We start from the raw sequence: 495 nt of genomic DNA on the forward strand, positions 1-495 counted from the left end.
AGCAGCAATTTGTTGTGCAATACTGACGGCTTTAAAAGCGTCAATCATACCGTGCCCAAAATACGGATCCCGCCCATCAGGGCCAATATCATTAGTGAGTGCGCCGGACGCTAACAAGGAGTCTACATGTGCAGGGGTCAGATCAGGATACACAGACTTCATAAGTGCCAGAACGCCAGAGACAACCGGTGCAGAAAACGAGGTGCCTTGAGATGGAGAGTAACCCGAGGGTTTGCCGTCTGGCAACGTGAGGCCTGTGGGGCTCCCATCAACCCGCATAATTGCATCGAGATATCCATCTCGATCTAAATCTGTGGCGCCATCGCTCAAGTCAGAGATTCCGGCAGGCGCAACCACATCGACAAACTCATTGTAGGTAGAATAGGCGACCTTGCTGCCTTGATAGTCCGTCGCACCGACTGAAATCACACCGTGATTAGATGCTGGATAATTCACAACATAAGAGTATTCATTTCCAGATGCAGCAACCAATAT

1 protein-coding gene is annotated in these 495 nt (G+C 49.9%); it reads right to left on the minus strand.

What is annotated here, in order from left to right:
* A partial coding sequence (locus tag A3750_RS04620; RefSeq protein ID WP_156498398.1) for a S8 family serine peptidase occupies positions 1 to 495 on the minus strand: 495 nt, incomplete at both ends.

The organism is Oleiphilus sp. HI0079, assembly GCF_001635105.1.